Below are 20,737 nucleotides of genomic sequence, written 5' to 3' on the forward strand. Positions count from 1 at the left end.
GCGTTTTGCCGCTTTCTCTAACAAGCCGGACAAATCTGCTGAAATGCGAATCAGCAAAGATGAAAGCCGGTATTCGGAGGTGATTGGTACAATATGAAGAGCGAAGAAAATATTGCTTTGATTAAGCAAGAATTATCCAGCTTCAAAATTGATCTCGGCTCCATTAAAGAGCTGTTAGATGTAAATGTTACCACGGCTAAAAAATTATCCGTGGACGAGTATCAATCCATTTCTGCAATTCTCACCGAGAAACTGGGCCGCGAAATCTTCCTGAATAAAAAGGTTGATCCGGCAATCCTCGGCGGTATCATTATCCAAGTTGGCGATAAGGTTTACGACGCTTCCGCAGCTCGCAAGCTGAAGAAAATGGAAGTTGCTCTGAGTGGTATTGACATTCACGAGTACACTAAACCCGAAGCCATGGGTGATGCTCTGAGCGCTAAGCTGGAGAATTACAATGTGGATGCTGATCTTGAAGAAGTTGGTATCGTAGAGAAGATCGGTGACGGTATCGCAAACGTTATCGGTATGAAAAACGCAATGGCAGGCGAGCTGGTAGAGCTGCCGCACAACGTATCCGGCATGGTACTGAACCTGAACCCTGATTCCGTCGGCATCGTATTGATGGGCGGCGAAACCAAGATTAAGGAAGGCGACATTGTACGCCGCACCGGTCGCATCATGGAGGTTCCCGTAGGCGAAAACCTGCTGGGCCGCGTTGTAAGCGCTATCGGCGATCCTATCGACGGCAAAGGTGAAATCGTTGCCGCTGAATATCGTCCTGTTGAATCCCCTGCACATGGTATCGCAGACCGTAAGTCCGTTGATACTCCTTTGCAGACCGGTATTAAATGTATCGACGCGCTCGTTCCTATCGGACGCGGCCAGCGCGAATTGATCATCGGCGACCGCGGCACCGGCAAGACGGCTGTTGCTATCGATACCATTATTAACCAAAAAGGCCTGGGCGTTATCTGCATTTATGTAGCTATCGGTCAAAAGGCTTCCAATGTTGCCCGTATCGTTCGCACTTTGGAACAACACGGCGCAATGGAATACACCATCATCGTTGCCGCTACCGCAGCAGATTCCGCTCCGCTGCAATATCTGGCTCCGTATGCGGGCGTAACCATGGCTGAATATTTCATGGACCAGGGCAAAGACGTTCTGTGCGTATACGACGACCTGTCCAAGCACGCCGTTGCTTACCGCGCCATGTCCCTGCTGCTCCGCCGTCCGCCAGGACGCGAAGCTTATCCCGGCGACGTATTCTACTTGCATTCCCGTCTGCTGGAACGCGCTGCTAAGCTGAACGACGAGTTGAAGGGCGGTTCCATCACCGCGCTGCCGGTTATTGAAACCCTGGCAGGCGACGTAGGCGGCTTTATTCCGACCAACGTAATTTCCATTACCGACGGTCAGATCTTCCTGGAATCCGAGCTGTTCTATTCCGGTATCCGTCCGGCTATCAACTCCGGCTTGTCCGTATCCCGCGTAGGCGGCGCAGCTCAGATTAAAGCTATGAAACAGGTTGCAGGTACTCTGCGTCTGGATTTGGCACAGTTCCGCGAACTGGCAGCATTTGCTCAGTTTGCTTCTGACCTGGATAAAGCTACCAAAGCTCAGTTGGATCGCGGCCAGCGTCTGACCGAGGTTTTGAAGCAAGGTCAATACAGCCCGTTGTCTGTTGAAAAACAGGTTATGGCCATTTACCTTGGTACTAAAGGTTATCTCGACGACGTAGAGGTTAAAGAAGTAACCCGCTGCGAAAAAGAATTCCTGGACTTCATGGAAGCTAACCATCCTGAAGTAGGCGCAGATATCCTCAAAACCAAGAAAATCACCGATGAGAATGAAGAAGCATTGAAGAAAGCTATCGCCGAGTTCAAGGAAACATTTGTATCCAGTGAAGGCAGGTGATTAACTAATGGCTACTGCACGCGAGATTCATCGCCACATGAAGAGCGTAGGTAACATTGGTAAGATCACCAAGGCTATGAAGATGGTTGCCGCCGCCCGCCTGAGACGTGCTCAGGAGCGCGCTGCCGCCAGCCGTCCTTACGCCATCAAGATCAAAGAAGTGTTGTCCAACGTTGTGAGCGATCCGAGTATTCTTGCAGGCCTAAGTGCCAAAAAACACCCGCTGCTTCAACATCGTGAAGTTAAAAAAGTTGGTTATCTGGTGCTCGCCTCTGATAAAGGTCTGGCTGGCGCATACAGCTCCAACGCATTGAAGCTGGCCGTTGCGGAAATTTCCGCCTGCGACTCTGAAGTCGTTGTAATTACCAGCGGTCGCAAGGCAAGGGATTTCTTCCGGCGCCGCGGCTATAATGTGCTGAGCTCTCATATGGGCTATTCCGACAGACCTTCCTATGATAACGCGGTAGAAATTGCTCAGGATGCGGCAAAACGCTTTGCAGACCAGGGCTTTGACGAGCTGCGTATCATCTTTACTCTGTTTAAAACCGCTTTGTCCCAGACTCCTACCTGCGAAAAGATTCTGCCGGTAGAGCCTCCTGTGAAGGAAAAGGGCAAGGCTGAAGCAACCTTTATGTTCGAGCCCGGCGAAGACGAAACCTTGGAAGTCCTCGCTCCCAAGTATCTGGAAACCGTCGTTTACGCCGCGCTGGTACAATCCGCTGCCAGCGAGCTGGGCTCCCGTATGACCGCTATGTCTTCTGCTACTGATAACGCCGCTAAGCTGGTACAAAATCTGGAGCTGTCCTACAACAAGGCGCGTCAGGCTACCATTACCCGAGAGCTGACGGAAATCGTCGGCGGCGTAGAAGCGCTGAAGCAAGCGCAACAATAATCTTAATTAATTCGTAGGGAGGCTAAAACCTTGAATACAGGTAGAATCGTACAAGTTGTTGGCCCTGTTATCGACATTGAGTTCCCTCCGAAGAGCATGCCTGCTATCCTGAACGCTATCAAAATTGATGGCACCACCGATGAAGGTAAGGTAAAAATTCACCTGACCGCTGAGGTTATGCAGCATATCGGCTACAATGTAGTTCGTGCCGTTGCTATGAGCTCCACCGATGGCCTTGTTCGCGGTATGGAAGCAGTTGATACCGGCGCTCCTATCAGCGTACCGGTTGGCCCCGGCGTACTGGGCCGTATCTTCAACGTGCTCGGCGAGACTGTTGACCATGACGATACCCCTGTTGAAGCTGCCGACCACTGGCCGATCCACAGACCGGCTCCCAGCTTCGACCAACAGGCAACATCTACTAAAATTTTGGAAACCGGCATTAAAGTCGTAGACTTGATCGCTCCGTATGCAATGGGCGGTAAAATCGGTCTGTTCGGCGGCGCCGGCGTAGGCAAAACCGTTATTATTATGGAGCTGATCCATAACATCGCAACTGCACACGGCGGCTATTCCGTGTTCGCAGGCGTTGGCGAGCGTACTCGTGAAGGCAACGACCTGTGGGGCGAAATGAAAGAGTCTGGCGTTATTAACAAGACCGCTCTTGTATACGGCCAGATGAACGAGCCTCCTGGAGCACGTATGCGCGTTGGCTTGACAGGCCTGACCATGGCTGAATACTTCCGTGACGTTGGCGGCCAGGACGTATTGCTCTTTATCGATAACATTTTCCGTTTCATTCAAGCTGGCTCCGAAGTATCCGCATTGCTGGGCCGTATGCCTTCCGCAGTAGGTTATCAGCCTACTCTGGCAAACGACATCGGCGCTTTGCAAGAGCGTATTACCTCCACTAAGACCGGTTCCATCACCTCCGTACAGGCTGTATACGTACCTGCGGACGACTTGACTGACCCGGCTCCGGCAGGCACCTTCGCTCACTTGGATGCAACCACCGTACTTTCCCGTCAAATCGCAGAGCTTGGTATTTATCCGGCAGTTGACCCGCTCGACTCCACCAGCCGTATCCTTGACCCGCTGGTAATTGGTGAAGAGCACTATAAAGTTGCTCGTGGCGTACAAGCTATCCTGCAACGCTATAAAGAATTGCAAGATATTATCGCAATTCTTGGTATGGAAGAATTGAGCGAGGACGATAAGGTAACCGTTGCCCGTGCTCGTAAGATTCAGAAATTCCTCAGCCAGGCATTCTTCGTTGCTGAACAATTTACCGGTACTCCCGGCCAATATGTTCCGCTGAAGGAAACTATTCGCGGCTTCAAAGAAATCCTTGAAGGCAAGCACGACGACCTGCCCGAAGGCGCTTTCTATATGGTTGGTACCATTGATGACGCTATTGCCAAGGCTGCAACTATGAAGGAATAATAATGGCTACACCTTTTACATTTGAAATTGTCACGCCGGATAAGATGCTTTTTTCCGCTGAAAATGTAACCTATGTTGGCTTCCGCTCTTTGTCCGGTGGCCTGGGTATCAAAGCCAAGCATTTGCCCATCATTGCTACCCTGGACATTGCGCCTATGAAGCTGGAGTTTACTGATGGCACTGCGAAGAGTTTTGCAGTGTGCGGCGGCTTCCTGGAAATGAAGGACAATAAATGTACCGTTTTGGCAACTATTGCCGAAGCTGATACAGATATTGATACTGCCCGCGCTAATGCAGCTAAGGAACGCGCCGAACATCGTTTGCAAAGCCAAAGCAACGATATCGACCATGCCCGTGCAGAGCGTGCGCTAAAGAGAGCGCTCACTCGTCTGCGTGCCGCCAGCAAGGCTTAAAGCATTTCAAGACAATGCAATGAAAAAACAATTAAGCCCCGCTCGTAAGAGCGGGGCTTTTTGTATGCAGAAGAGTATGTTATTCGCCACTGCCTGCCATAGCCTGTAAAATTTCGATGTGTTCGTTTTCCGTCAGCACGTAGATAAAATCGCCGGGCAAAAGGCGCGTGTCGCCTGTGGGAACGATTTGCTGCTCGCCGCGCTTGACGTCTACTAAAAGCGTGTTATGCGGCCAGGGTATATCCTTGATAAGTTTATTAGCAACCGGGCTGCCGCTGCAAACGGCAAGCTCGATAACATTACGCTGCTCCAGCGTATCGGGAGCGGGCTTATCCTTTTGCAGCATGCGGTTCAGCAGCTCTTCGTAAATAGGCTTGCTTTGGCACAGCTCCGCGATAACGAAAGCTACCATGGAGGCGATAGCCAAAGAAAGCAGCTGCTGGTAAGACGAAGTCATTTCCATAATCAGTACGGTACCTGTAATTGGCGCGCGCACTGACGAAGAAAAGAGCGCCGCCATCGCGACAACCATAATATTAGCGGCGTAAAGCGGTTCGATAACCTGCAACTGAATTAAAATATTGGCGCAAATACTGCCGCTCAGCGCGCCGATAACGAGCATGGGCAGAAAGAAGCCGCCGGGGACGCCGCAGCCGTAGCTTACAAGCGTAAAAAGCAGCTTGCCCGCTAAAAAGCACAACAGCAGCTGCAAGGATACCGGCGTTTGCGCAAGATGGTTGATGAGTTCGTTGCCGCCGCCGAGTACCTGCGGTAAAAAATAACCCAGCGCTCCGGCCGAGAGCAATGCGAAAATAATCTTATGCGCTTGGCTTTTAAACGGCGGCAGGCTGTAGAAGCGACCGATATTCAGCAAACCTTTATTAAAGATTACGCCCGCCGCGCCTGCGAACAGCGCGACTAAAACGACAATTCCGTAATAATTCAGAGGCAGGAGCTGCAAATCGGGAATGGCGAAAATAGAAGCGCGGCCGAAAAGCGCGCGCGAAATCACCGTCGCCGTCATGGCTGCGGCCATGGAGGGCAGCAGCACCATAATAGAAAAATTGCGGTGCAGCTCTTCCAAAGCAAAAATTACGCCTGCTAGGGGCGCGTTGAAAGCTGCGGCCAAGCCGGCGCTGGCGCCACTGGTCATTAAATAGCGTTCCTCCATGCGCGTCCGCCCTAAAAGACGGCTTACTCCCTGGGCCGCTACTGCGCCCAGCTGAATGGACGGGCCTTCGCGTCCCAACGACAGGCCGGCGCCGATGCCTAAAACGCCGGCAACAAGCTTGACCCACATAACGGAAAACCAGCGCATTTTCATCAGGCCGAGCAGCGCCCCCTTAACCTGGGGGATACCGCTGCCTGCGGCCATGGGCTCCAGCTTTGTCAGGCGATATAAAATCAAGCCCAATATTACGAGCGCGGCGAACCAGGCGGCGCTCCACGGCCATTTGCAAAGAGCCAGTTGTTCGTACAGGTGGGCGCGGCCCGCTTCCGCTTCCGATAAGCTCCAGCGAAACAGGCTGATGACCAGACCGGCAAAGACGCCGGTTAAAATACCTTCGGCGAAGAGGCGCAGACGAAAGCGGTGCCAATTGCCGATGGATTTATAAGTTCCGATAATTTGTTTTTTACTGTCCATGATAACGAGCTTACTTTTTGAGCAGGCTGCCCAGCAAGCCGCGCGCTAAAGACGTGGCGATGGTGCGCCCGAAGGTTTGCAGCGCGCTGGTCGCTACTTTTTCCAAAACAGACGGCGCTTCGCGCGTCGTGCGGGAGGAACGCGCAGTCGAAGCCGTCTTTTTACCGGCGGGCGCGTTGCGGCGGATTTCGTCGCGCAGGCTGTCGGAATTTTGCTCTTCTTCCTTTTTGTTCGGAATTGCTTCCGCCTGCTGTGCGCGCTTTTGCAAAACCTCGTAGGCCGATTCGCGGTCGATAGCTTGCGCGTATTTATGGTACAGATAATCGGAGTTTATTTGCTGTTGGCGCAGGTCGTCGCTGCACACGCCCAAATAACTGCGCGGCGGCATAACGTAAGCGCGCTGTACAACGCCGGGCACGCCCTCTTCGTCCAGCAGGGAAACCAAAACCTCGCCCGTTCCCAGCTCGCTGAGCGCCGCCTCCGCATTCAGCTCAGGATTAGGACGGAAGGCTTGCGCCGCCGCTTTCAAACCTTTGCGTTCCTTCGGCGTATAAGCGCGCAGGGCGTGCTGCAATTTATTGCCCAGCTGCGCTAAAATGCTTTCGGGAATATCTGCGGGCTGCTGCGTTACGAAATAAACGCCCACGCCCTTGGAACGGATTAAACGCACAATCTGCTCCACTTTATCCAGCAGGCTGCGCGGAGCGTCCTTAAAAATCAAATGCGCTTCATCGAAGAAAAAGATAATCTTCGGTTTATCCAGGTCGCCCGCTTCCGGCAAAATTTCGTACAGCTCCGACAGCATCCACAGCAGGAAAGTGGAATAAAGCAGCGGGCTTTGATACAGCTCGGCGCAGTGCAGCAAATTTATTTTACCGTGCCCCTGAGTATCGATAGCGAACCACTCGCTGATATCCAGCGCGGGCTCGCCGAAGAAAATATCGCCGCCCTGGTCCTCCAAGCGCAGCAGCGCGCGCTGGATAGCGCCTATGCTTTGCGGCGACACGTTGCCGTATTGCAGCTTGATGGCGGCGCTGTTGTCGCCGACGTATTGCGTCATGCTGCGCAAATCCTTTAAATCCAAAAGCAGCAGGCCCTGCTCGTCGGCCACGCGGAAGATAATATTCATGACGCCCGTTTGGGTATCGTTAAGCTCCAGCAAGCGGCTTAAAAGCTCCGGTCCCATTTCGGAGATGGTGGTGCGCACCGGCAAGCCCTTCTTGCCGTAAACATCCCAAAAGCGCACGGGATAACCGGCAAACTGCCAGTCAATGGCCAAACCTAATTTTTCCCGGATACGTTTTTGAAAGCCGGGGCTGTCCTCGCCCGGCAGGCACATGCCGGATACGTCGCCTTTGATGTCGGCTAAAAATACGGGCACGCCCATCTCGCTGAAGCTTTCAGCCAGAACTTTTAGCGTAACCGTTTTGCCCGTGCCGGTAGCACCGGCGATGAGCCCGTGGCGGTTCGCCATTTTTGGCGTCAGATAAATGCTGCCCTGAGCGTTTTGGCAGAGCCAGACCTTGTGCAGTTCGGGTACATACATAGGCTTTCCTCCTCAATATGAACGCTTGCCCAGCAGCGGGTGGCTGCATGGCTTGAGCGTCAGGTGCTGCACCATATAGGCGGCTTCGTCCAAAGGCAGGTCGTCCCGACCGCCGCTGCGCTCCAATACGCAGATGGGCCGTTCCGAGCCTACTTCGCCGCCCGGCAGATAAATATATTCGTTATTGTCGCTGTCGCCGAAAATAATTCCGGCCAACAGCTTTTCAGCAATTACTTTAGACATAAGCTCTCCTTCTTGCAGGGTGCGTCAGAACATACGCCGCTTCCACAGCCACAGAGCGCTGCCGATGGCGACTACGAAGGCCAGCACCACGACGACGGTGAAGCCGTAAGGGCTGTCCTCGAAAGGCACGGCGACGTTCATGCCCCAGAAGCTGCTGACTAACGTAGGGATGGCCAGCAAAATCGTAATGGAAGCTAAAAATTTCATGACTAGGTTCAGATTGTTGCTGATGATACTGGCGAATACTTCCATCATGCTGTTGAGAATGTGGCTGTACATCTCTACCATTTCCACGGCTTGCTTGTATTCGATAATAACGTCGTCCAGCAAATCCTCGTCCTCTTCGTAAACCTTAATGAGATGTTGGGATTGGGTGGCGTTGCGCAAACGCAGCAGTCGTTCCATAACTATGGAATTGCTGCGCAGGGACGTAGAAAAATACGTCAGCGACTTTTGTAAATCCAAAAGATTAAACAGCTCGTTATTTTCCATGGACTGGCGCAGATGAATTTCCAATTCGTCGGTACGGCGGATGATAATACGAATGTATTTCAAATATAAGGTCGCAGATTTATACAGAATCTGGAACAGGAAGCGGGTCTTTTTAAAGGTGCTGAACAGGCGGCTGTTGTGGCTGCCGAAATCAGCCGTGACCCCGTTAGGCTCCAGGCAAATGGTAGCGATGCCCGTGGCCGTTATAATGATGCCTAAGGGCAGAGTATCGTAATCCTTATTGCTGCGCAGAAACGGGATATCCACCAAAATAAGAATTTGGTCTTCTTCTACTTCGATACGGGATTTTTCTTCCTCGTCCAGCGCGGCGCTCAGAAAATCCATTTGGATTTTGGTGGCCGCCGCAATTTCCTGCAATTCCTCTTCAGAGGGCGCCACTATATCGAGCCAGTAGCCCTTTTCTAAATTGTCCAGCTCCAGCTCGTCCAAACCATTGTCGGTACTTTTTAAAATTTTGTACATGGCGATCCCTCCCTTCGTGTAGTAAACGGCGCTTACAGATTGGCTAAAATAGCCTTGGACAGCTGATCGGCGCAGCTGGTGCCGCGACCGTTGCAGTCGTTGCCCGCTAAAATTGCGGCGACGCTGCGGGCGTCCTGACCCTCTACAAGCTTACCGATGGCCGCTAGATTGCCGGGGCAGCCGCCGATAAATTTTACATTGTGCAGCTTGCCGTCGATAATATCAAAATTTATTTTACGGGCGCAAACGCCGCTGGGTGCGTAAGAATACATATAATTTTCCCTCCAGGCTTCGGCGCGGGGCCGATAGTTTTATACTACTTGACATAACATACATTAAAAATTTCGACATAAAAAAATAAAATCCTTTTTCTGACGCGGCTTTCGTAAAAATTTTACGAGATTTTTCCTGGCGAGGATTTTTTCAGAAATACTTTTAATTGCAGCTGATTATTGGTATAATTAAAATTAATCTTACCCGTGTAGCATGGTAGTATGGTAAGCAGTTTATCGTTATGCGTACAAGGGAGCATGGAAGAAAGGTAGTGTATTTATGTCTATTCAATTGGTTATCGTTTGTCTGTACATCGTGATGCTGTTCGGTATCAGCTTTTGGGTAAAACGCCGGGCTGACAAGGGCTCGACGGAATACCTCTTTGCCGGGCGCAAGCTGGGCAGCGCGTTGATTGCCGTCAACATCACCGGCTTGGCCGTCGGCGCGGCTTCTACCGTCGGCGTGGCGGAAAGAGCCTTCTCCGTCGGTATGGCGGCAGGCTGGTATAACGCCGCCTGGGCGGCAGGCTCCGTAGTAATGGGCCTGGTGGCGGCCGGCAAGCTGCGCGCTTTGAAGGTTTCTACTATTCCGGAGTTTTTTGAAAAATATTATGATACCAAGGGCCGCGTTATCAGCGCTATCGGGTTGATCATTATAATGTGCGTTATTACGGCTTTGCAATATTTAGCGGGCGGCGCTATTCTGTCGTCCCTGCTGCCTAACATTTTTACTTTTAAGAGCGGTATGCTGATGAGCGCCGTGGTATTTATCGGCATTACGCTGATCGGCGGCCTGTGGTCCAGCGGCCTGGCTAATATCGTCAGCGTTACGCTGATTTATCTGGGCATCATTTACTCCTGCATCGAAGCCGTAATTCACGTGGGCGGGCTGGAAGCGTTGGAGGCTAATCTGCCCAACGCGTCCGTGATGATGAATCCGCTGGGCGGTATTCCTATCGTAGTTATCGTAAGCTGGTTCATCGTTATGATTACCCAGGCTATTACGGCGCAGGGCCCGGTGCAGATTGCCTGCGGCGCCAGCAATGAAAAAACTGCCCGCAACGGCTTTTTGCTGGGCGGTCTGCTGATTTTCCCCATCGGTTTTTTGTGCGCGATTCTGGGCCTGGTCGCTAAGGTTATGTTCCCGGATATTCCTGTGGAAAAGGCTGCGCTGGCTATGCCTAAGGTAGTTATGAGCCTGAATCCTATTGCCTCCGGTGCTACGCTGGCCGCTTTGTGGGCCGCCGACGTATCCACCGCCTGCACAATTTTGCTGGGCGCGGGCACACTGTTTTCTCAGGATATTTATAAGCGCTTTATCAATCCCCAAATCAGCGATACGGCTTTTGTCAAGATTAACCGTATCATTATCTTTGTCGTAGGTATGGTAACGCTGTGGTTTGCCTTCAATGCAGCGGGCATTCTCAAAACTATGATCGCCGGCCTTTCTATGACGACGGCGCTGACCTGCATTTTCTTCTTTACGGTTTTTGCGCCGGGCGTCTGCCGTCGCAGCAGCGCTTTCTGGACTACGCTGGTAGGTATAGTGGGCATTGTGCTGTGGTATATGCCGGGGAATGTTTTGGGCGCTGTTAAACCCTTCTTCCAAGAGGTAGTTTACTTTGAATGGGTGATTTGCATTATCACTTTCCTGTTGGTTGCCGTTGTGGATAAAAATAAAATTAAGGATGTAGAAAAAACAGAAGAGGCTTGATAAAATGCATGAAAATGGCAAAAACTCTTTAAACAGTATCGAAATAGGCCGCGCCGCTCTGCGCATCGCCCTGACGGAAAACCGGCAGGAGGAACTGCGCGTTAAGGAAAGGCTGGCGGCTGTGGGCATCCGCGCGACGGCTGTGGATTTTGGCGGCGAGTTTATTCCCTCCATCGTTAAAATCATCGAGCGCGCCGTAGTTGCGGCCCAGAGGCAGGGCTTGGTAACGGAAACTCACGTTGGCGCAGGCGCGGTGGCGGGGGCGGCTCACGAGGCGCTGGAGCAGGTGAAGAATAAGGCCGTGGGCTTTAACGTGGGCGGCAAGATCGGTCTGGCCCGCTGCGGCGAGCATTTATGCGTGGCGCTGTACATGGGCGTGGGCGTACTCAACCTTAATGAAATGTGCGTGGGGTTGGCTCACCGTTCCCTGGCCAGCGATGAATAAAGGGTGATTGACCATGAATATTATTGACGTTATCGGTCCGGTGATGATTGGGCCGTCCAGCTCCCATACGGCCGGGGCGGTGCGCTTGGGGCTGTTGGCCTCCAGCATTTTAGGAGCGCGGCCGGTAAAGGCGGAAATTAACCTGCACGGCTCCTTTGCCGAAACCTATCAGGGTCACGGCACGGACATGGCGCTGCTGGCGGGGCTGATGGGCTGGCTGCCGGACGACGAGCGCATCCCCAGGGCCGCAGAATATGCTGCTGACGCAGGGCTTGTTTATTCCTATCATAAAATAGACTTGGGCAACAAAGCTCATCCTAATACGGTGCTGTTTAAGCTGACCTCTGCCAGCGGCAGCTACTGTGAAATTATCGGCTCCTCCGTTGGCGGAGGGCAGGTCAAGGTAACGGAAATCGACGGCTTCCCCGTGGAGCTGACGGGCAGGCTGCCGGCCATTTTAACCGTGCATGTGGACGCGCGCGGTGTGATCGCGCTGGTGACGAGCACGTTGGCTAATGCCGGAGTGAATATCGCTACGATGCGCGTCTTCCGCAGCAATAAGGGCGGGATGGCTTCCATGGTTATTGAATGCGACCAGGCTGTGCCGCAGGAAATTATCAATCTTATCGCCGCTTTGCAGCAGATAGAATCGGTGCGCTTTATCGGCAGTGTTTTGTAAGGAGCTTGCGATGAAAAAAGAAATGCTTTCGCTAAACGGCTGGATTGATGAAGCCGTCGGCTGGCAGCAGCCTTTGGACGAATTTTTACTGGATTATAATATGCGCGAGCTGGAATGCAGTCAGGAGGATTTGCTGGAGCAAATGAAAGCCATGCTCGCGGTTATGGAAAAATCTGTGGAGCACGGCTTGACCGGCGTTCGCTCTCACAGCGGCCTGACGGGCGGCGACGCGAAAAAATTAGCTCAGGCGGCTGCCGGGCAGCAGCTGGTCCGTCTTTTGGGAGATAAAGCGCTGGACGCAGTTATTTATGCTACGGCGGTGGGCGAATGCAACGCGGCCATGGGCCGGATTGTGGCCGCGCCGACGGCGGGAGCCAGCGGCGTACTGCCGGGAGTATTTTTTTCTTTGAAAAAGCATTGCCAGTTAAACGAAGATACGCTGGCCCGCGGGCTGGTGGTGGCAGGTAGCATCGGCCTGGTAATCGCCGAGCGCGCTTCGCTGGCAGGAGCTATGGGCGGCTGTCAGGCGGAATGCGGCAGCGCGGCCGCTATGGCTGCGGGGGCTGCCGTATCCATGCTGGGAGGAACGGCTCAGCAGGTTGGCACTGCCGTAGCTATCGTCTTTAAAAATATTTTGGGCTTGGTCTGCGACCCGGTGGCCGGGCTGGTAGAGGTGCCCTGCATTAAACGTAACGGTTCCTGCGCTTTGCAGGCGTTGCTGGCGGCGCAGCTGGCGCTGGCCGGCATCGGCAGCTTTATTTCGGCCGACGAAGCTATTGACGCTATGAAAAGCGTGGGGGACCAGCTTCCCTGCGCTTTGAAGGAAACTGCCGGCGGCGGTATGGCCGTCACGCCGACAGCTCTGGCCTGGGCTAAGCAATATTTTTCCCGGGCTGATAAATAAAAAAGCAAAGGAGATTTTTAGTATGCAAGTTATCGCAAGCAGCAAAGCGCCTAAAGCCTTAGGCCCTTATTCCCAAGCTATTTTAGTAGGCGGCACCTTGTACATGTCGGGCCAGATCGCTATTAACCGTTTGACCGGCGAGTTTGTGCAAAGCAGCATCGAAGCGGAAACCGAACAGATTATGCATAATATTGAAGCCGTGCTGGAGGAAGCGGGCTACCATCTGCAAAACGTAGTTAAGACTACAATTTTTGCTACGGATATCAAGGATTTTGAAGCTATCAACGGCGTGTACGCTAAATATTTTAAGGCTAACCCTCCGGCGCGTTCCTTTGTGCAGGTTGCGGCTTTGCCTAAAGGCGCACGGGTAGAGATTGAGGCTGTCGCTTACAAATAAGCCGCGCTCTGAATTTTTTCGGCTGGCCGTCAGGCTGGCGAACAATTTTCGTACTGACACTTTTGTTTTAAAGGCAGCAATTTATGTAAAAATTTTACATGTTTTTTGCAAAAGGTGTTGACGAAAAGGGCGCTATATAGTATAATACTATTCGTCGCCAAGCTATTAAGTTTGGAAACAATTTGGTGGCTGTGGTGAAGTGGTTAACACGGCGGATTGTGGCTCCGTTACGCGTGGGTTCGACTCCCACCAGTCACCCCACCTTTCAGAATGCTTTGCATTCCAAGGTTAACCATATTTTACAATTGGGGCGTAGCCAAGTCGGTAAGGCACGGGACTTTGACTCCCGCATGCGTTGGTTCGAGTCCAGCCGCCCCAGCCATGTGATTCACTAGCTCAGTTGGTAGAGCACCTGACTTTTAATCAGGGTGTCCCGGGTTCGAGTCCCGGGTGGATCACCAGCGACATTTGACGCCGTAGCGAAAGCTACGGCGTTTTTAATTACTATATTTTGCTTTCGTTACCGTTTTAGGATATAATATAAAAAGAAAAGGTAATAAACGACGGAGGAAAATACAATGCCGACAATTTCAATGTTCAGAGGAATAAAGGTATATATAAATTGGAATGATCATTTGCCGCCGCATTTTCATGCTAAATATGGCAGCGATGAAGTTATAGTAGATATTAATTCTATAGAAGTATTAGATGGGGGTTTACCTAATAAACAATTAAAAATGCTTTTGGGGTGGGCTGCTTTTCATCAAGAAGAGTTATTGGAAAACTGGGAATTAGCTACGAAAATGCAAGAGTTGTTTAGTATTGAACCTTTGAGATGAGGTGAGAATAATGGCAAAGGATGTAAAATATTATCTTTCTAAAGGTTTTAGCCAAAAGGCGGCAGAATATTTTGCTGGCGGTCGAAAAAAAATTAAAGCTGTACAGGCTAATGACAATTTTACTTTAACGCTTACATTTGATAATGGAGAAAAACGTCTGTATAATATGTATCCGTTGCTGCAGCCCGATACTATTTTTGAAAAGCTAAGAAATATTAATGTCTTCAAAAGAGTTTATTTGGATGATTCTGCTTGTGTGTCTTGGGATATCGATCCTGCTGTTGACAGCAGTAAAGTTTGGAATAATAAAATAGATTTGTGTCCTGATAGCTGTTATATAGATAGCGTACCTGCGTAAATCTACTTCTACAAGACTTTAAATAAATTTATAGCAAAAATCAAATAAGTATGCGCCTTACACTGAATTGCTTCGGTATAAGGCGCATTGTTATCATAGATGCTTTTTCGGTTAATTGCTGGCTGAATTATGTAGTTCTTTGCATTTTCCCTTACAACTCGTTAATCATTTCTATGAGCCTGTCCACCTCTTCGTCCTTCGTGGCCCAGCTGGTGCAGATGCGCACGCTGTAATTGCCGTCGGGCAGATAGGCGATATGGCTCAGGGCAAATTCTTCGCTGAGCTTAGCGAATTGCGCGGGCGTCATAATTACGAATTGCTGGTTGGTGGGCGAATCGGTAACGAATTTAAAGCCGCGGGCCAGCAGCGCTTCGCGAATTTTCAGCGCCTGCAGCGTGCCCTTGGCGCAGATTTTAGTATACAGATCGTCGGTGAAAATAGTGCCGTACTGCACGCCTAAAAGACGGCCCTTGGCCATTATCGCGCCGCATTGCTTGGCGATGGTGCGAAAGTCCGGCTTGAGCGCGTCGTTGGTGATGACTACCGCTTCGCCGAAGAGCAGGCCGCATTTTGTGCCGCCGATATAGAATACGTCGCAGTTAGCCGCCAGATCGGCTGCGGTCATATCGTTGCTCGGAGCGCCCAGCGCGTAGCCCAGGCGCGCGCCGTCCACGAACAGGTATAACCCTGCTTCTCTGCATACGGCGTACAACTCCTGCAGCTCTTGCTTGCTGTACATACTGCCGATTTCTGTGGGCTGAGAAATGTAAACCATTTTCGGCTGCGCCCAATGCTCGCGGGACGGGTCGGTATCGTATTTAATCCATTCGGCCTTAATTTGGGCTGCGGTCAGCTTGCCGTCGTCGCTGGGCAGGGGCAGAACACGGTGCCCCACATGCTCGATAGCTCCGGCCTCGTGGGTATTGATATGGCTGGGAACGGCGCCGAAAACGGCTTGGTGAGGACGCAGCGCGGCGCAGATAACCGTAAGGTTAGTCTGGGTGCCGCCGACTAAAAAGTGGACGTCTGCGTCAGGGCAGCTAAAGGCCTTTTTGATTTTTTCTCTTGCCTCGTCGCAGTACGGGTCGAGGCCATAGCCGTCCGTCTGCTCCATATTGGTTGCGATCAGCCGTTCCAAAACGGCGGGATGGCAGCCTTCGGTGTAGTCGCTGTTGAATCTGTACATAAATAAACCCCCTCGTAAAATCAAATTATATATTAGTAATCCAGCCGGCAGCAAAATTAAATTTCTCTTTAATTTTTGTGCAACAGCTTTTTGCCAACCAATTCATATAAAACCGGCAGCACGGAAAAGATAACGATGCCCAAGGTTACGAGCGTAAAATTTTGCTTGATAACGGGGATGTTGCCGAAGAAATAGCCGCCGCCGACAAAAAGGAAAACCCAGGTTACGGCGCCGATTACATTATAATGGGCGAAGGTCAGATAGTGCATTTTGCCTATGCCTGCCACAAAGGGCGCGAAGGTGCGCACGATGGGCACGAAGCGGGCTAAGAATATAGCCTTATGCCCGTGCTTTTCGTAAAAGGCGCTGGCTTTGTCGATATGCTCCTTTTTTATCAGGCTGTGCTTGGCGTTGATTAAGTGCAGCCCCAGCTTTTCGCCGATCATATAATTGCAGGCGTCGCCTAAGATTGAAGATATTAAAAAGATAATGGTGATGATTTTTATATCCATACCTTCCGGCGCAGTAGCGGCCAACGCGCCGCAGGCGAAAAGCAGGGAATCGCCGGGCAGGAAAGGGGTGACGACCAGACCCGTTTCACAAAATACAACTAAAAATAAAATTGCGTAAATCAAATGACCATAGGCCGCCATAATCTCCGGCAGATGCTTGTCAAGGTGCAGCACCAGGTCGATAAAATACATTGCGTAGGCTTCCATTCTTTGCTCTCCTTTTCACTATCGATATAAAAATATTTTAGCAGAAAAATTTCTCCTTGTCATAATATTTTCGCAGGGAATTGTGATTTTTTCCTTAAAAATGTGATAAAATAAAAAATATAATCAGTAAAACTTTAATAAGTGATAAAGACAAGGAGCATATTTGATATGGAAGAAAAAGAAGTATTATGCTGGTGCGGAAGCGGTAAGGCTTACGCTCATTGCCATCAGATGAACGACGCTAAGCTGGCGTTGCTGCAATCTCAGGGACAGGAAGTGCCTTCGCGGGATATGATTAAAACGCCGGAACAGATTGCCGGTATCCGCGAGGCCTGCGCTATCAATACGGCGGTGTTGGACGAGGTGGCAAAATACATTAAGGTCGGTATGACTACGGAAGAAATCAATACCATCGTTTACGATTTTACTATCGCTCACGACGCGGTGCCTGCGCCTTTGGGCTTTTGCGGCTTTCCTAAATCCGTCTGCACCTCTGTGAACGATCAGGTGTGCCACGGCATTCCCAGCGAAAAGGACGTGCTGCGCAGCGGCGATATTGTCAACGTGGACGTTTCTACTATTTATAAGGGTTATTACGCCGACGCTTCCCGTATGTTTATGATTGGCAAGGTTAAAAAACCGGCTGCCGATTTGGTGGCTATCACCAAGCAATGCCTGCTCAAGGGCATTGAAGCGGCGCAGCCCTGGGCTCATCTGGGCGATATCGGCGCGGCGGTTTCCCAGCTGGCGCGCAAGCACGGCTACAGCGTCGTTACCGAATTTGGCGGTCACGGCGTGGGTATAGATTTTCACGAGGACCCCTTCGTCTGCCATGTTGGCAAGCGCAACACCGGTATGGTGCTGGCTCCCGGTATGATTTTTACCATCGAGCCCATGATCAATATGGGGCGCAAGGATATTTTTGTGGACGCGGCTAACGATTGGACCGTTTATACCAACGACGGCAGTCTTTCCGCTCAGTGGGAGCATACCATTTTAATCACCGAAAACGGGCCGGAGATTTTGACTTACTGATGCAGGCTGAAAGCGGCTTGGCTTTTTATACTGCAATTTTATTTTAAGAAAGTAGAGGGAATTTATGCTTACCCATATCCGCAGCGTGGCGTTGGGCAGGAAGCCGGCTGATTTGCTGCTGCAAAACGGCAGGGTGGTCGACGTGCTGACAGAAACTATTTATGAGGCCGACGTGGCGCTGGCCGACGGCCGTATTGCCGCTGTGCTGCCGGCCGGCACGCCCTGCGAGGCGGCGGAGATAATCGACTTGGCTGGCGCTTATGTCGCTCCCGGTTTGATTAACGCTCACTGCCATGTGGAAAGCAGTATGGCGGCTCCGGAAAGCTATTGCGCCGAAGAGCTGCGCTGGGGCGTGACGACGCTGATTACCGACCCGCACGAAATTGCCAACGTGGCCGGGGCCGAGGGCATTCGCTATATGCTGCGCGCTGGCAGGCAGATGCCGCTCAATTATTATGTGGAGCTGCCAAGCTGCGTGCCTGCCACGCCTTGGGAGCATGCTGGCTGCGTTATGGAAGCTGCGGCTATTGCCGAGCTGCTGGAGGAGCCGGGAGTTTTAGGCCTGGGCGAGATGATGAATGTGCCGGGCGTACTGCACAACGACGCGGAGGTTTTGGCGAAGCTGCGGCTATTCCTGAAAGCGGGGCGCATCGTCGACGGGCACGCGCCTTTGCTGACGGGGCGGGAGCTGCAGGCCTACGCTGCCAGCGGCATCTCTACGGACCACGAGGTCGTAAGCTGGGAGGAAGCAAAAGAAAAGCTGCGCGCCGGTCTGGCCGTTTTAGTGCGAGAGGGCAGTGCTTCGAAAAATTTGCGGGCCATTTTGCAGGGCGCTGTCAGCGAGGGCATTGCTACCCGTAATTTTGCTTTCTGTACCGATGATAAGCATTTGGCGGATATTCGCCGCGAGGGCACGATTCGCCATTGTGTGCGTCAGGCGGTGGCCTTGGGATTGCCGCCCGCCAAGGCTTTGGCTATCGCCAGCATTAACGCTGCGCAGATTTATGGTTTGCGACGTTTGGGCGCTATTGCTCCCGGCTGGCAGGCGGATATCGTAGTTTTTAAGAATTTGCAGGATTTTGAACCGCTGCGGGTTTTCCATCAGGGCAGGGACGCTTGGGCGGTATGCGCGGAAATTAAGCCGGTAACGCCGCCAGCGGTCTTGCGCGGCAGCGTGCGGCCAGCCCCCTTCAGCGCCGCCGATTTTTCTTTAAGTAAATTTTTGCCTGATAAGGAATATCCCGTGATCAAAATGCTGCCGGATAATATCTGCACCGAACGGGGTAGCATTCAAGGCTGCGAAATTGCTTCGGCCTTGGCGGCAGGGAAGTTGCACTTGATAGCTGTGCTGGAACGGCATCACGGTACCGGACATTTAGGTTTGGGGCTGTTGCAGGGCTACGGCCTGAGCGACGGCGCTGCCGCTACGACGGTGGCCCACGATTCCCATAATTTAATCGTTGCCGGCACCGACCCTGACGCTATGGCAATAGCGGCACAGGAGCTGGTGCGGGTGCAGGGCGGCTATACGCTTGTGCAGAACGGCAAAGTCGCAGGTACGGTGCCTCTCAATATCTGCGGCCTGATGAGCAGCGCGGATACGGAGAACTTAATAAAAAGCTTGGAAAATATCGCAGCGCTGGCTCATGCCCAGGGCGTGCCGAAGAACATCGACCCCTTTGTTTCCTTGAGCTTTATGGCGCTGCCGGTAATTCCCCGCCTGCGCATTACCGATATGGGACTTTTTGACGTGGATAAATTTCAATTTGTAGAAGGAATGGGAGCGTAATATGCATAAGCTTGTAGCGCAACTTATAGTTTACCGTAATCTGCCGCCGGACAATTTATTGCAGCCCCTGGCGGCTGTCTGCGAGGAATTCAGCAGCGGCGTCTATCAGCGGGAGCAGCTGGTGGCCCGCATCTACGACCAGGTGCATAAGCTGCTGGACGTGGCGACGGTTTACGGCTTCGATAAAAATTTATGGCATAATTATCTTACTTATTTATTGGTGAGCTGCGAGAATCCTTTCGCCATTACCTGTGAAAAGGAAGGCGCCTGCGACGGCAGCGTCAACCGGTTTGCGAAAAATGATTTTGCCGTGTTCAAGCAGCTTTTCGATTATGATTTCAGCGAGCTGGAGCAAAAGCTGCATATCAGCTGCTTTTCCATAATCAGTAATTACCGGGCAGTGGTGAAAAAGGAACGCCGCTATAATAAAAATATCAGCGAAAAGGTGCAGGCTTTAAGCGCCGCCATCGAGCAGGCCGCCGACGCCGAGGAAATTTTTAAGCTGGTAACGGATTTTTATAAAGCCTACGGTGTGGGCAAGCTGGGCTTGAACAAAGCCTTTCGTCTGGCGCATGAGGAGGCGGGCGTAGAGCTTGTTCCAATATCCAATACGGAAAGCATTACCTTCGACGATCTTATCGGCTATGAGCGGCAGAAGCAGCGCCTGATTGAAAATACAGAAGCCTTCGTCGCTGGCCGTCCGGCCAATAACGTGCTGCTGTTCGGCGACAGCGGTACGGGCAAGTCCAGCAGTATTAAGGCCGTCATCAATAAATATTACGACCAGGGGCTGCGGCTGATAGAAATTTATAAACATCAGTTCCGCGATTTGTCCGCCGTGATTGCCGGTATCAAAAACCGTAATTACCGTTTTATTATTTATATGGACGATCTTTCCTTTGAGGATTTTGAAATCGAGTATAAATATCTCAAGGCTATTATCGAAGGCGGGCTGGAGGTGCGTCCCGATAATATTTTGATTTACGCTACCAGCAACCGCCGTCATTTGATTAACGAAACCTGGAAGGACCGTAATGATTTGACGGAGGAGGACGGTATCTATAAATCGGATACCATGCAGGAAAAGCTGTCCCTGGTTAATCGCTTCGGCTGTACGATTTATTACGGACAGCCGGACCAAAAGGAATATTTCAATATTGTTTGCCAGCTGGCGCGGCGGCAGGGCATTACGCTTGACGAAACGACGCTGTGCGCCGAGGCTAAAAAATGGGAGCTGAATCACGGCGGCGTTTCCGGACGCACGGCGCAGCAGTTTATCAATTATTTGCTGGGCGTAAGAGAGCCTGCCGAATAATTTCAGCG

The 20,737-nt window shown here is 51.7% G+C and carries 21 protein-coding genes and 3 tRNA genes; 17 read left to right on the top strand and 7 right to left on the bottom strand.

All coding sequences use genetic code 11. The annotated features are described in order from the left end of the window. The first annotated feature begins 93 nt into the window (after nt 1–93). The 4 genes from atpA to atpC are packed head-to-tail and all read left to right on the top strand — an operon-like array spanning nt 94 to nt 4,668. On the top strand, nt 94–1,920 hold the full coding sequence (atpA, locus tag Q4E64_RS00210) for a F0F1 ATP synthase subunit alpha (protein WP_303165633.1): 1,827 nt from the start codon (nt 94–96) through the stop codon (nt 1,918–1,920). 7 nt (nt 1,921–1,927) lie between these two features. Beyond that, nucleotides 1,928–2,812, top strand: coding sequence for an ATP synthase F1 subunit gamma (atpG, locus tag Q4E64_RS00215; protein ID WP_303165635.1), 885 nt, complete (start codon nt 1,928–1,930; stop codon nt 2,810–2,812). 30 nt (nt 2,813–2,842) lie between these two features. Continuing rightward, nucleotides 2,843–4,255 carry a F0F1 ATP synthase subunit beta gene (gene atpD, locus Q4E64_RS00220; RefSeq protein WP_303165637.1) on the top strand — a complete coding sequence of 471 codons (1,413 nt, stop codon included), beginning with the start codon at nt 2,843–2,845 and terminating at the stop codon, nt 4,253–4,255. A gap of 2 nt (nt 4,256–4,257) precedes the next feature. Next, nucleotides 4,258–4,668 carry an ATP synthase F1 subunit epsilon gene (gene atpC / locus Q4E64_RS00225; protein ID WP_303165639.1) on the top strand — a complete coding sequence of 137 codons (411 nt, stop codon included), beginning with the start codon at nt 4,258–4,260 and terminating at the stop codon, nt 4,666–4,668. 79 nt (nt 4,669–4,747) lie between these two features. On the opposite strand, the gene Q4E64_RS00230 is transcribed toward atpC, so the two are convergent. The 5 genes from Q4E64_RS00230 to Q4E64_RS00250 are packed head-to-tail and all read right to left on the bottom strand — an operon-like array spanning nt 4,748 to nt 9,349. Next, nucleotides 4,748–6,313 (bottom strand): ClC family H(+)/Cl(-) exchange transporter, encoded by a 1,566-nt coding sequence (locus tag Q4E64_RS00230; RefSeq protein ID WP_303165640.1) that lies wholly within the window; start codon nt 6,311–6,313, stop codon nt 4,748–4,750. A gap of 10 nt (nt 6,314–6,323) precedes the next feature. Beyond that, a complete protein-coding gene (locus Q4E64_RS00235; protein WP_303165642.1) occupies nt 6,324–7,859 on the bottom strand; it encodes a helicase HerA-like domain-containing protein in 1,536 nt (511 codons plus the stop codon). Nucleotides 7,860–7,871: 12 nt separating this feature from the next. Beyond that, the gene (locus Q4E64_RS00240) at nt 7,872–8,102 is read right to left on the bottom strand and encodes a hypothetical protein (protein ID WP_303165643.1); all 231 of its coding nucleotides are present in this window, start codon (nt 8,100–8,102) and stop codon (nt 7,872–7,874) included. A gap of 24 nt (nt 8,103–8,126) precedes the next feature. Next, nucleotides 8,127–9,077, bottom strand: coding sequence for a magnesium transporter CorA family protein (locus tag Q4E64_RS00245; protein WP_303165645.1), 951 nt, complete (start codon nt 9,075–9,077; stop codon nt 8,127–8,129). 32 nt (nt 9,078–9,109) lie between these two features. Continuing rightward, nucleotides 9,110–9,349 (bottom strand): TIGR03905 family TSCPD domain-containing protein, encoded by a 240-nt coding sequence (locus Q4E64_RS00250; RefSeq protein ID WP_303165647.1) that lies wholly within the window; start codon nt 9,347–9,349, stop codon nt 9,110–9,112. A 280-nt stretch (nt 9,350–9,629) separates the two neighbouring features. Here Q4E64_RS00250 and Q4E64_RS00255 point away from each other — a divergent pair, with 280 nt between their 5' ends. From Q4E64_RS00255 to Q4E64_RS00300, 10 genes are all read left to right on the top strand, one after another. Beyond that, entirely contained in the window at nt 9,630–11,063 is a 1,434-nt protein-coding gene (locus Q4E64_RS00255) for a sodium:solute symporter family protein (protein ID WP_303165649.1), read from the top strand. Between the two features lie 4 nt (nt 11,064–11,067). Continuing rightward, on the top strand, nt 11,068–11,508 hold the full coding sequence (locus Q4E64_RS00260) for a HutP family protein (protein WP_303165651.1): 441 nt from the start codon (nt 11,068–11,070) through the stop codon (nt 11,506–11,508). 13 nt (nt 11,509–11,521) lie between these two features. Beyond that, nucleotides 11,522–12,187, top strand: coding sequence for an L-serine ammonia-lyase, iron-sulfur-dependent subunit beta (sdaAB, locus tag Q4E64_RS00265; RefSeq protein WP_303165653.1), 666 nt, complete (start codon nt 11,522–11,524; stop codon nt 12,185–12,187). A 10-nt stretch (nt 12,188–12,197) separates the two neighbouring features. Continuing rightward, entirely contained in the window at nt 12,198–13,091 is an 894-nt protein-coding gene (gene sdaAA, locus Q4E64_RS00270; protein WP_303165655.1) for an L-serine ammonia-lyase, iron-sulfur-dependent, subunit alpha, read from the top strand. A gap of 22 nt (nt 13,092–13,113) precedes the next feature. Further along, nucleotides 13,114–13,488 carry a RidA family protein gene (locus tag Q4E64_RS00275; protein ID WP_303165657.1) on the top strand — a complete coding sequence of 125 codons (375 nt, stop codon included), beginning with the start codon at nt 13,114–13,116 and terminating at the stop codon, nt 13,486–13,488. Nucleotides 13,489–13,673: 185 nt separating this feature from the next. Continuing rightward, nucleotides 13,674–13,749 (top strand) — tRNA-His (locus Q4E64_RS00280). 45 nt (nt 13,750–13,794) lie between these two features. Continuing rightward, a tRNA-Gln gene (locus tag Q4E64_RS00285) sits at nt 13,795–13,870 on the top strand. Between the two features lie 3 nt (nt 13,871–13,873). Further along, nucleotides 13,874–13,949 (top strand) — tRNA-Lys (locus Q4E64_RS00290). A 117-nt stretch (nt 13,950–14,066) separates the two neighbouring features. Continuing rightward, nucleotides 14,067–14,327 (top strand): DUF4160 domain-containing protein, encoded by a 261-nt coding sequence (locus Q4E64_RS00295; protein WP_303165659.1) that lies wholly within the window; start codon nt 14,067–14,069, stop codon nt 14,325–14,327. A gap of 10 nt (nt 14,328–14,337) precedes the next feature. Further along, nucleotides 14,338–14,685, top strand: coding sequence for a DUF2442 domain-containing protein (locus Q4E64_RS00300; protein ID WP_303165661.1), 348 nt, complete (start codon nt 14,338–14,340; stop codon nt 14,683–14,685). A gap of 151 nt (nt 14,686–14,836) precedes the next feature. Here the strand turns inward: Q4E64_RS00300 and Q4E64_RS00305 are convergent, their stop codons facing one another. Further along, the gene (locus tag Q4E64_RS00305; protein WP_303165663.1) at nt 14,837–15,871 is read right to left on the bottom strand and encodes a low specificity L-threonine aldolase; all 1,035 of its coding nucleotides are present in this window, start codon (nt 15,869–15,871) and stop codon (nt 14,837–14,839) included. A gap of 68 nt (nt 15,872–15,939) precedes the next feature. Beyond that, nucleotides 15,940–16,590: a DedA family protein gene (locus Q4E64_RS00310; protein ID WP_303165664.1), complete on the bottom strand. Its 651-nt coding sequence runs from the start codon at nt 16,588–16,590 to the stop codon at nt 15,940–15,942. Nucleotides 16,591–16,758: 168 nt separating this feature from the next. On the opposite strand from Q4E64_RS00310, the gene Q4E64_RS00315 reads away from it, so the two are divergent. From Q4E64_RS00315 to Q4E64_RS00325, 3 genes are all read left to right on the top strand, one after another. Next, a complete protein-coding gene (locus tag Q4E64_RS00315; protein ID WP_303165665.1) occupies nt 16,759–17,625 on the top strand; it encodes a methionyl aminopeptidase in 867 nt (288 codons plus the stop codon). 64 nt (nt 17,626–17,689) lie between these two features. Beyond that, nucleotides 17,690–19,414, top strand: coding sequence for an adenine deaminase (ade, locus tag Q4E64_RS00320; RefSeq protein ID WP_303165666.1), 1,725 nt, complete (start codon nt 17,690–17,692; stop codon nt 19,412–19,414). 1 nt (nt 19,415) lies between these two features. Then, complete coding sequence (locus tag Q4E64_RS00325; protein WP_303165667.1) at nt 19,416–20,729, top strand: ATP-binding protein; 1,314 nt, start codon at nt 19,416–19,418, stop codon at nt 20,727–20,729. Nucleotides 20,730–20,737: the final 8 nt, after the last annotated feature.

Source organism: Phascolarctobacterium sp., assembly GCF_030531065.1.
In the GTDB taxonomy this organism is placed as follows: Bacteria; Bacillota; Negativicutes; order Acidaminococcales; family Acidaminococcaceae; genus Phascolarctobacterium_A.

What these genes read in the sequence shown, in the direction of transcription:
- atpA (WP_303165633.1), top strand. Translation starts at nt 94, where the DNA reads ATGAAGAGCGAAGAAAATATTGCTTTGATTAAGCAAGAATTATCCAGC.
- atpG (WP_303165635.1), top strand. Translation starts at nt 1,928, where the DNA reads ATGGCTACTGCACGCGAGATTCATCGCCACATGAAGAGCGTAGGTAAC.
- atpC (WP_303165639.1), top strand. Translation starts at nt 4,258, where the DNA reads ATGGCTACACCTTTTACATTTGAAATTGTCACGCCGGATAAGATGCTT.
- Q4E64_RS00230 (WP_303165640.1), bottom strand. Translation starts at nt 6,313, where the DNA reads ATGGACAGTAAAAAACAAATTATCGGAACTTATAAATCCATCGGCAAT.
- Q4E64_RS00235 (WP_303165642.1), bottom strand. Translation starts at nt 7,859, where the DNA reads ATGTATGTACCCGAACTGCACAAGGTCTGGCTCTGCCAAAACGCTCAG.
- Q4E64_RS00240 (WP_303165643.1), bottom strand. Translation starts at nt 8,102, where the DNA reads ATGTCTAAAGTAATTGCTGAAAAGCTGTTGGCCGGAATTATTTTCGGC.
- Q4E64_RS00245 (WP_303165645.1), bottom strand. Translation starts at nt 9,077, where the DNA reads ATGTACAAAATTTTAAAAAGTACCGACAATGGTTTGGACGAGCTGGAG.
- Q4E64_RS00250 (WP_303165647.1), bottom strand. Translation starts at nt 9,349, where the DNA reads ATGTATTCTTACGCACCCAGCGGCGTTTGCGCCCGTAAAATAAATTTT.
- Q4E64_RS00255 (WP_303165649.1), top strand. Translation starts at nt 9,630, where the DNA reads ATGTCTATTCAATTGGTTATCGTTTGTCTGTACATCGTGATGCTGTTC.
- Q4E64_RS00260 (WP_303165651.1), top strand. Translation starts at nt 11,068, where the DNA reads ATGCATGAAAATGGCAAAAACTCTTTAAACAGTATCGAAATAGGCCGC.
- sdaAB (WP_303165653.1), top strand. Translation starts at nt 11,522, where the DNA reads ATGAATATTATTGACGTTATCGGTCCGGTGATGATTGGGCCGTCCAGC.
- sdaAA (WP_303165655.1), top strand. Translation starts at nt 12,198, where the DNA reads ATGAAAAAAGAAATGCTTTCGCTAAACGGCTGGATTGATGAAGCCGTC.
- Q4E64_RS00275 (WP_303165657.1), top strand. Translation starts at nt 13,114, where the DNA reads ATGCAAGTTATCGCAAGCAGCAAAGCGCCTAAAGCCTTAGGCCCTTAT.
- Q4E64_RS00295 (WP_303165659.1), top strand. Translation starts at nt 14,067, where the DNA reads ATGCCGACAATTTCAATGTTCAGAGGAATAAAGGTATATATAAATTGG.
- Q4E64_RS00300 (WP_303165661.1), top strand. Translation starts at nt 14,338, where the DNA reads ATGGCAAAGGATGTAAAATATTATCTTTCTAAAGGTTTTAGCCAAAAG.
- Q4E64_RS00305 (WP_303165663.1), bottom strand. Translation starts at nt 15,871, where the DNA reads ATGTACAGATTCAACAGCGACTACACCGAAGGCTGCCATCCCGCCGTT.
- Q4E64_RS00310 (WP_303165664.1), bottom strand. Translation starts at nt 16,590, where the DNA reads ATGGAAGCCTACGCAATGTATTTTATCGACCTGGTGCTGCACCTTGAC.
- Q4E64_RS00315 (WP_303165665.1), top strand. Translation starts at nt 16,759, where the DNA reads ATGGAAGAAAAAGAAGTATTATGCTGGTGCGGAAGCGGTAAGGCTTAC.
- ade (WP_303165666.1), top strand. Translation starts at nt 17,690, where the DNA reads ATGCTTACCCATATCCGCAGCGTGGCGTTGGGCAGGAAGCCGGCTGAT.
- Q4E64_RS00325 (WP_303165667.1), top strand. Translation starts at nt 19,416, where the DNA reads ATGCATAAGCTTGTAGCGCAACTTATAGTTTACCGTAATCTGCCGCCG.